At 72.4% G+C, this 8,130-nt stretch carries 5 protein-coding genes and 1 pseudogene; 3 read left to right on the top strand and 3 right to left on the bottom strand.

The window, feature by feature from the left end; genetic code table 11:
• The 3 genes and pseudogenes from VIU94_RS38345 to VIU94_RS38335 all read right to left on the bottom strand — a co-directional run.
• Nucleotides 1-696, bottom strand: a pseudogene (locus tag VIU94_RS38345) (hypothetical protein); the annotation flags it as partial.
• Nucleotides 693-2,219: a GT4 family glycosyltransferase PelF gene (pelF, locus tag VIU94_RS38340; protein ID WP_331919160.1), complete on the bottom strand. Its 1,527-nt coding sequence runs from the start codon at nt 2,217-2,219 to the stop codon at nt 693-695. The gene pelF and the pseudogene VIU94_RS38345, both read right to left, overlap by 4 nt.
• Nucleotides 2,220-2,254: 35 nt before the next feature.
• The gene (locus VIU94_RS38335) at nt 2,255-4,279 is read right to left on the bottom strand and encodes a hypothetical protein (protein ID WP_414721078.1); all 2,025 of its coding nucleotides are present in this window, start codon (nt 4,277-4,279) and stop codon (nt 2,255-2,257) included.
• A gap of 322 nt (nt 4,280-4,601) precedes the next feature.
• On the opposite strand from VIU94_RS38335, the gene VIU94_RS38330 reads away from it, so the two are divergent.
• The 3 genes from VIU94_RS38330 to VIU94_RS38320 form a co-directional block, all read left to right on the top strand.
• A complete protein-coding gene (locus VIU94_RS38330; RefSeq protein ID WP_331919156.1) occupies nt 4,602-6,116 on the top strand; it encodes a leucyl aminopeptidase in 1,515 nt (504 codons plus the stop codon).
• Between the two features lie 306 nt (nt 6,117-6,422).
• A complete protein-coding gene (lpdA, locus tag VIU94_RS38325; RefSeq protein ID WP_331919154.1) occupies nt 6,423-7,811 on the top strand; it encodes a dihydrolipoyl dehydrogenase in 1,389 nt (462 codons plus the stop codon).
• Nucleotides 7,812-7,872: 61 nt separating this feature from the next.
• Nucleotides 7,873-8,130, top strand: a 258-nt coding sequence (locus tag VIU94_RS38320; RefSeq protein ID WP_331919152.1) for a biotin/lipoyl-containing protein, incomplete at its 3' end; no start/stop codon positions are given.

Here is an 8,130-nt window from a genome sequence, read left to right as displayed (position 1 = left end):
GAACGCGGCCGCCGGCCACTCCCCCGGCCCGGTCACCGCGACCGCCACGACGGCGCCCGCGAGCGCCCCGGCGGGCGCGCCGGTGAGCAGGGTCCGGACGGCGGACGGCCGGTCGCCCAGTCCGAGCCAGGTGTACGCCCGGTGGGACAGCGCCTGGTTCCACACCCAGCCGGTCACCGCTCCGGCGAGCAGCGGCACGGTCCCGGAGGGCAGCGCGAACCGCCCGGGCGGCCCTGAGAGCAACGGCGCGCCGAGCACGTACGCGAGCCCCGGCAGCGCGAACACCAGCCCCCGCAGCAGACACCCCCCGAGCCCCGCGTACCAGGGCGAGGCCGCCGCGGCCTCGGGCTCGGGGTGCCGCCGCTCGACCCGCGCGTACAGCTCCTCGGCGAGCGCGAACGAGTCCGCGCGCCCGTAGGTGAACCGGATGTGCTCGTCCGTCATCCCGTCGGACTCGAGGATCGCCGCGATCTCGTCGGGATGCACGGCGACGGCCGCCAACGCCCCGATCCGATCGGCGAGTTCGTCGAGCGGGTCACGGGCGAGGTCGAGGGAGTCGGCGAGGTCGAGGGAGTCGGCGAGGTCGGGGGAGCCCGCGGCGGCGCACCGCACGTCCGCGACGCCTCCGCGCGGGCGCGGAATCGTCGGCAACGTGTCGCCATGAGCGCCCGGTTTCAGCCAGAGCGAGCCGCTCATGACAGGGCGCCTTCGTCGGCGAGGTCCTGGCGCCAGAGGTCCTCGCGCCAGGGGTCGGCGAGGCGGGTCGTCCAATCGGCCGCCGAAGGCGGGGGCTCGGGGTCGCCGGACAGTTCTCGGTAGATGCTGCGGAAGCCGTCCACCGAGCGGTGCAGAGTGAAGCGGTCGACTACGCGTTGGCGGGCGCGGCGGCCCAGTTCGGCGCGGCGGGGGGCGTCGCGGAGCAGGTCCACGATCGCCGCGGCCATCACCGCCGGTTCCCGGGGCGGCACCACCAGGCCCGTGTCCCCGACTGCCTCGCGCACCCCGCCCACGTCCGTCGAGACCGTGGCCCGGCCGCAGGACATCGCCTCGATCAGCGAGAAGGGGAAGCCCTCGCTGATCGAGGAGAGCATCACCACGTTCCCCGCCGCGTAGGCCCGGGCCACGTCGGAGACCCGGCCCTCGTACGTGATCCCGTGCGCCACGCCCAGCTCCGCGGCGAGCTTCTCCAGCCGGGTCCGGTAGTCCTCGCCGCCCGCCGGCACCGGGCCGAACAACCGGAGCCGCAGCTCGGGGAGTTCGGCGCGGGCGATGGCGTACGCCCGGATCAGAGTCTCCAGGTCCTTGATGGGGTCGATGCGGCCGGCCCAGCTCAGCGTGGGCGTCTCCGGCTCGGGCCCGGCGTACGGGAAGGCGCGCGGGTCGACACCGTTGTAGACGGTCCGGATGCGGTCGGCGGGTGCGCCGCCCCGCTCCTCCCAGCGCCGGTTGTACTGGTTGCACGGGGTGATCAGGTCGGCCCGTACGTAGCCGAGCGTGTTGAGCTCGCGGTAGAAGGCGAGCAACAGCGCCTTGACCGGCCAGCGCTGGGCTTCCGTGCGGTAGCCGAGATAGCGCTCGCGCAGATAGATGCCGTGCTCGGTGAGCAGGAACGGCACGCCCTCGAAGTGCTGGGCGACGAGCGCGGGCAGCGTCGCCAGGCCGCTGGAGACGGCGTGCGCGACGCCGTCCGGGGATATCCGGGCGGAGAGCGGGCGCAGCGCGTGCTCCAGCAGATCGGTGGCGGTCAGGGCGTCGTGGACGGTGGGCCGGGCCGCGGCCGTCGGCAGGTGCGGCATGGACCAGATCCACATCAGGGAGCGCAGCACCGTCTCGGTGCGCAGCGCCGCGGTGAGCCGACCGCGCTGGGCGAGCGCGGCCAGCGCGTACAGGCCCTCGCCGAAGTCGCAGCCGGCGGAGGGGTCGAGGAGCGACAGCAGGAAGCGCTCGTACACGTCCACGAAGCCGCGGCGCTCCCGGCCCACCAGGGGCCGGCGCGGGGCCGGCCCCGGGCCCCACAGCGGGAAGGCCGTGTGGCGGCGGACGTTGCGCGGCAGCTCCCAGGCGACCGGCTCGCGGCCGCTGCCGGTGAGCGAGAGTACGGAGAAGTCGACCTCCGGCATGCCACGGACGAGTTGGTCGCACCAGGTGCTCACGCCCCCGTGGACGTGCGGATAGGTGCCTTCGGTGAGCATGGTGACGTGACGGCCGCTGCCCGGCATGTGCGTGTCCCCCCAAGGACGTACGTGCGGTGCTGCTACTCGGTCGGGAGCTTGAGCGTGATCGCGGTCTGCAGCGCCTCGGGGCCGGTCCAGTCCGAGCGCGCCCCGGCGTACGGCGTTCCGAACGCCGCGGTGCCGAGCAGGAGTTGCTTGCGGGTGCCCTCGGGCGCAGTGACCGGGGCGGTCACCCCGGACGGCGTCTTCACGGTGACCGTGTTCCCGATCCGGTACGCGGTGACCCGCCCCTCGGCGAGAGCCTTCTCCCAGGCGGCGCGGCGGCCGAGCTCCGTGCCGACGTCCCGGTGACGCGGGTTGACCAGCGGGGTGTTGTCGGCGAACAGGGCCCGGTAGTCGGCGAGGACCCGGTCGAGCACGGGGTAGAGCAGCCGTTCCTCGGCGAGGTTGGACTGGTGGACGTAGTGCGGCCGGGGGTCGCCCGACACGATGTGGGAGAGCGCGGTGCGCGCCTCCTGCGGGACGATGTGCCGGGCGTATCCGTTGGCGGGGTCGAGCGGGGCGGGCAGGCAGGTGCTGGCCGGGTTGGACTCGCAGACGCCGCTGCCGCCGTCGGCCCGCGAGGTGTAGATCCAGTTGTACTCGTCGGTCATCTCGGCGGCGGTGCCCACGTTGTAGTACACGTTCATCGGGTGCCGGGGGACGGTCTTCGAGCCGCCGACGGTCCGCTGGGACGGCTCGCGGGAGTTGTCGCTGGCCACCCATTTCACGCCGTTGTCGGCGAGCGCGCCGGCCAGGTTCGGGTTGTCGACGGGCTGCTGCGGCAGGGTCTTGAGTCCGGAGTGCTCACCGGTCACCAGCTCGCCGCGGTCCACGGACAGGCCCTTCCCGAGGGCCCAGTCGTGGTTGTTCCGGATCTGCGCGGAGATCGCCGACCGGCCGGTCCACAGGGTGTTCCCGGCGGCGTCCTTCGCGCAGCTCCAGGGGACGGTGGCGGTGTCCTGCACGCAGCCGAGGAAGGGGTGGGTGTAGGTGTGGTTGACCCAGCGGTACTGGGCGCGGTCGGCGATCAACCGGGCGGCGAGCGGGTCCGCGTTGCCGTGCTCGGTCTTCCACTGCTCGCCCTGGCCGCCGTTGTAGACCATGTCGAGGGTGAAGCCGGCGGACTTCTGCCAGGCGGCGGCGTACACGGCGTCGGCGGCGGTCATCCGGATCGCGTCGGCGTCCTGCCCGTCGCCCCCCGCGCAGTCGAGGTCGCCGGGGGTGCAGTTCCGCTCGCTGTTCCAGCGGGCGTCGGGCGCGAAGACGTCGTCGACGTGGACGGAGAAGTAGCTGCGGCTGCGGCCGAGGTGGACGCCCTGGGTGAGCCATTCGACGATGCCGCGGGCGAGCGCCCGGAACTGCCGCTGGTGCTGGTTGTAGGCGAAGGTGACGACGAGCTCGCGGCGGCCGTCGTGCGCGTACTCGCCGACCAGGCTCGCCCGGCCGCCGCCCTCCGCCGGCACGTCGAGATAGCTGGTGTAGCCGGCGCGGGGGCGGCCCGCGTAGCCGTAGCTCTCGGCGATCGCGGGGTCGTTGTCCTCGAAGGCCACCGGCCCGTCGAGGTGCCGGAACGGCCCGGCCTTCCCCGCCGCGGTGACGGAGGCGGTGACGCCGTCCAGGACGCCGGACCAGCCGCCCTCGCTCGTCCAGTCCAAGCCGACGCCGGGGTGGGCCCAGGTGTACGCGTCGACCTGCGGGATCCCGAAGGTCCGCTCGTACGCGGCGAGCGCGGTGTGCTCCGCCGAGTCGGGGCCGAACGGCGTCTCGTGCGGCAGCACGACGCCCTGGTACTTGGCGCGGGGCCGGCCGTCGACCGTGTCGCTGAGGAAGTCGGCGTCGACGACCGGGCGGCCCGGGTCGGTCAGGTCCAGCGTTCGGTACGGCACTCCGGTGGCGCGCAGCTCGGCGGCGATCGCCCCGACGGTGCCGCTGCCGTCGTCCACGACGAGGACGGTGAGGTCGATCCGCGGGACGGGCGCGGCGGCGGCCGGTCCGGCGGTGGGCACGACGGTGGCGAGCAGCGCGGCGGCGACCAGAGCCGCTCTCCGGGCCGTTCTGGGCATGCGGGACCTGTACGGGTCCATCGGCTGGTTCCCCCCTCGGCAGGCCGCGGCCCCTTCGAAGCGGGGGCAGACCTGTGGAGATGATGCGAAGGCGCGGGTGCCGCGCTTGCATGGACGAGGCGAGTGTCGCCGAGCCCGTGGAGCTTGCGGGGTAAACGTGGAACAGACACCACGGATGAGTGAACCGCCGCCGCCGTGAGCGAACCGGACGAGCGAGCGTAGGCTCGTTCACGGCGGTTCCCGGGCCGAAATACCATGCGGCGGGCACGGTCGGCCCATCCCTCGACCGCACAGAACTCAATGGAAGCGAGAATTCACCACCGTGACTGCTCTCACTCTCAGCACTGCCGGCGCGGCGACGCTGCGCGCCGACGCCCTTGTGGTCGGCGTCGCCAAGTCCGGTAAGGGGCTCGTCGTCGCGCCCGGCGCCGAGGCCGTCGACGCGGCGTTCGACGGAAAGCTCGCCGCCGTCCTGGAGACGCTGGGCGCCTCCGGCGCCGAGGGTGAGGCGACCAAGCTGCCCGCCCCGGCCGGGGTCAAGTCCCCCGTCGTGCTCGCCGTCGGCCTCGGCTCCGCCCCGGAGGGCGACGCGGAGTACGCCGCCGAGGCGCTGCGCCGCGCCGCCGGCACCGCCGCCCGCGTGCTGCACGGCACGAAGAAGGCCGGCTTCGCGCTGCCCGTCGGCTCCGTCGAGGACGCCGAGGCGATCGCGGAGGGCGCGCTGCTCGGTGCGTACGCCTACACCGCGTACCAGGACCAGAACGGCAAGAACGGCAAGAAGCCGCTCGCCGAGGTGGCGCTGCTCGGCGCGAAGCCCCGCGACAAGGCCTTCAAGGCCGCCGCGGAGCGCGCGCAGGTGGTCGCCGAGGAGCTCAACCGCGCCCGCGACCTGATCAACATGCCGCCGAACGACCTCTACCCCGAGACGTTCGCCGCCCTCGTCGCCGCCGCGGGCAAGGAGCACGGCCTCAAGGTGCAGGTGCTCGACGAGAAGGCGCTCGAGAAGGGCGGCTACGGCGGCATCCTCGGCGTCGGCAAGGGCGCCGTGCGCGGCCCGCGCCTGGTGAAGGTCGCCTACACCCACCCGGAGGCGGAGAAGACCCTGGCCCTGGTCGGCAAGGGCATCACCTACGACTCGGGCGGCATCTCGCTGAAGCCGGCCGGCCACAACGAGACGATGAAGTGCGACATGAGCGGCGCCGCCGCCGTGTTCGCCGCCGTCGTCGCGGCCGCCCGCCTCGGCCTCGCCGTGAACGTCACCGGCTGGCTGGCGCTCGCCGAGAACATGCCGTCCGGCTCGGCCACCCGCCCCGGCGACGTGCTGCGCATGTACAGCGGCAAGACCGTCGAGGTCCTCAACACCGACGCCGAGGGCCGCCTGGTCCTGGCCGACGCGCTGACCCGGGCCTCCGAGGAGAACCCGGACGCGATCGTCGACGTGGCGACCCTGACCGGCGCGATGGTCCTGGCGCTCGGCAACCGCACCTTCGGCGTCATGGCCAACGACGACGCCTTCCGCACCGAGATCCACGAGATCGCGGAGGAGGTCGGCGAGCCGTCCTGGCCGATGCCGCTCCCGGCCGACCTGCGCAAGGGCATGGACTCCCCCACCGCGGACATCGCCAACATGGGCGAGCGGATGGGCGGCGGCCTGGTCGCCGGTCTGTTCCTGCAGGAGTTCGTCGGCGAGGGCATCACCTGGGCCCACCTGGACATCGCCGGCCCGGCCTTCCACGAGGGCGCGCCGTACGGCTACACCCCCAAGGGCGGCACCGGCTCCTCGGTGCGCACCCTGGTGAAGCTGGCCGAGCGCACCGCCGAGGGCGACCTGGGCTGATCCCCGCCCGTGTGTGACGAAGTCCGCCCCCGGCCACCCGGCCGGGGGCGGATTTCGTCCTCCCTGCGGATTCCGCAGCGGCCGACCACGGAATCCGTACGTTCGTACGCCGCGGTAACCCCCGCGTACGGACGATCGCCCCGTCTCAGACCGCGGCCCCGCGTCCCGTGTTCCGGCAACAAGTGCGAAGATGGGTTCTCGGCAGGACAGGGCCCCCACCACAGGGCCGACATAAAGCGGCCGAACACCAGCCGCCGCCCGGTCACAGCAGACCGGCGACCGGCGCACATGCATGGAGGACGTGACGTGGCGAACGACGCCAGCACCGTTTTCGACCTAGTGATCCTCGGCGGCGGTAGCGGCGGTTACGCCGCGGCGCTGCGCGGAGCGCAGCTGGGCCTGGACGTCGCACTGATCGAGAAGAACAAGCTCGGCGGCACCTGCCTGCACAACGGCTGCATCCCCACGAAGGCCCTGCTGCACGCCGGAGAGGTCGCCGACCAGGCGCGCGAGGCGGAGCAGTTCGGTGTCAAGGCCACCTTCGAGGGCATCGACATCAAGGCCGTGCACAAGTACAAGGACGACGTGATCTCGGGCCTGTACAAGGGTCTGCAGGGTCTCGTCGCCTCCCGCAAGGTGACGTACATCGAGGGCGCCGGCCGGCTCTCCTCCCCGACCTCGGTCGACGTGGACGGCCGTCGCGTCGAGGGCCGCCACGTCCTGCTGGCCACCGGCTCCGTGCCGAAGTCGCTGCCGGGTCTGGAGATCGACGGCAACCGCATCATCTCCTCGGACCACGCGCTGACCCTGGACCGGGTCCCGGAGTCCGCGATCATCCTCGGCGGCGGCGTCATCGGCGTCGAGTTCGCCTCCGCGTGGAAGTCCTTCGGCACCGACGTGACGGTGATCGAGGGCCTGAAGCACCTCGTCCCGGTCGAGGACGAGAACAGCTCGAAGCTTCTTGAGCGCGCCTTCCGCAAGCGCGGCATCAAGTTCAACCTCGGCACCTTCTTCCAGTCCGCCGAGTACACCGACAGCGGCGTCAAGGTCACGCTGGCCGACGGCAAGACCTTCGAGGCCGAGGTCCTCCTGGTCGCCATCGGCCGCGGCCCGGTCTCCTCCGGTCTCGGTTACGAGGAGCAGGGCGTCGCGATGGACCGCGGCTACGTCCTGGTCGACGAGTACATGCGTACCAACGTGCCCACGATCTCGGCGGTCGGCGACCTCGTCCCGACGCTCCAGCTGGCCCACGTCGGCTTCGCCGAGGGCATCCTGGTGGCCGAGCGGCTGGCCGGTCTGAAGACCGTTCCGATCGACTACGACGGCGTGCCGCGGGTGACGTACTGCCACCCCGAGGTCGCCTCCGTCGGCATCACCGAGGCCAAGGCCAAGGAGATCTACGGTGCGGACAAGGTCGTCGCCCTGAAGTACAACCTGGCGGGCAACGGCAAGAGCAAGATCCTCAACACCGCCGGCGAGATCAAGCTCGTCCAGGTGAAGGACGGTGCCGTGGTCGGCGTCCACATGGTCGGCGACCGCATGGGCGAGCAGGTCGGCGAGGCCCAGCTGATCTACAACTGGGAGGCGCTGCCGGCCGAGGTCGCCCAGCTCATCCACGCCCACCCGACGCAGAGCGAGGCGCTCGGCGAGGCGCACCTGGCCCTTGCGGGCAAGCCGCTGCACGCACACGACTGATCCCTCGGTCGACGAAGCGACGATCACAGACTTCCGCAATTCGTAAGGAGCAACCGAAACCATGGCGGTTTCCGTAACCCTTCCGGCGCTCGGCGAGAGCGTCACCGAGGGCACCGTCACCCGCTGGCTGAAGGCCGAGGGTGAGCGTGTAGAGGCCGACGAGCCGCTGCTCGAGGTGTCGACCGACAAGGTCGACACCGAGATCCCCTCCCCCGCCGCCGGCATCCTGGCCTCCATCAAGGTCGCCGAGGACGAGACGGTCGAGGTCGGCGCAGAGCTGGCCGTCATCGACGACGGCACGGGCGCGCCCGCTGCCGCC

The sequence above is a fragment of the Streptomyces sp. genome, from assembly GCF_036566765.1.
GTDB lineage: Bacteria > Actinomycetota > Actinomycetes > Streptomycetales > Streptomycetaceae > Streptomyces.
This window is presented reverse-complemented; position numbering and strand designations above follow the sequence as displayed.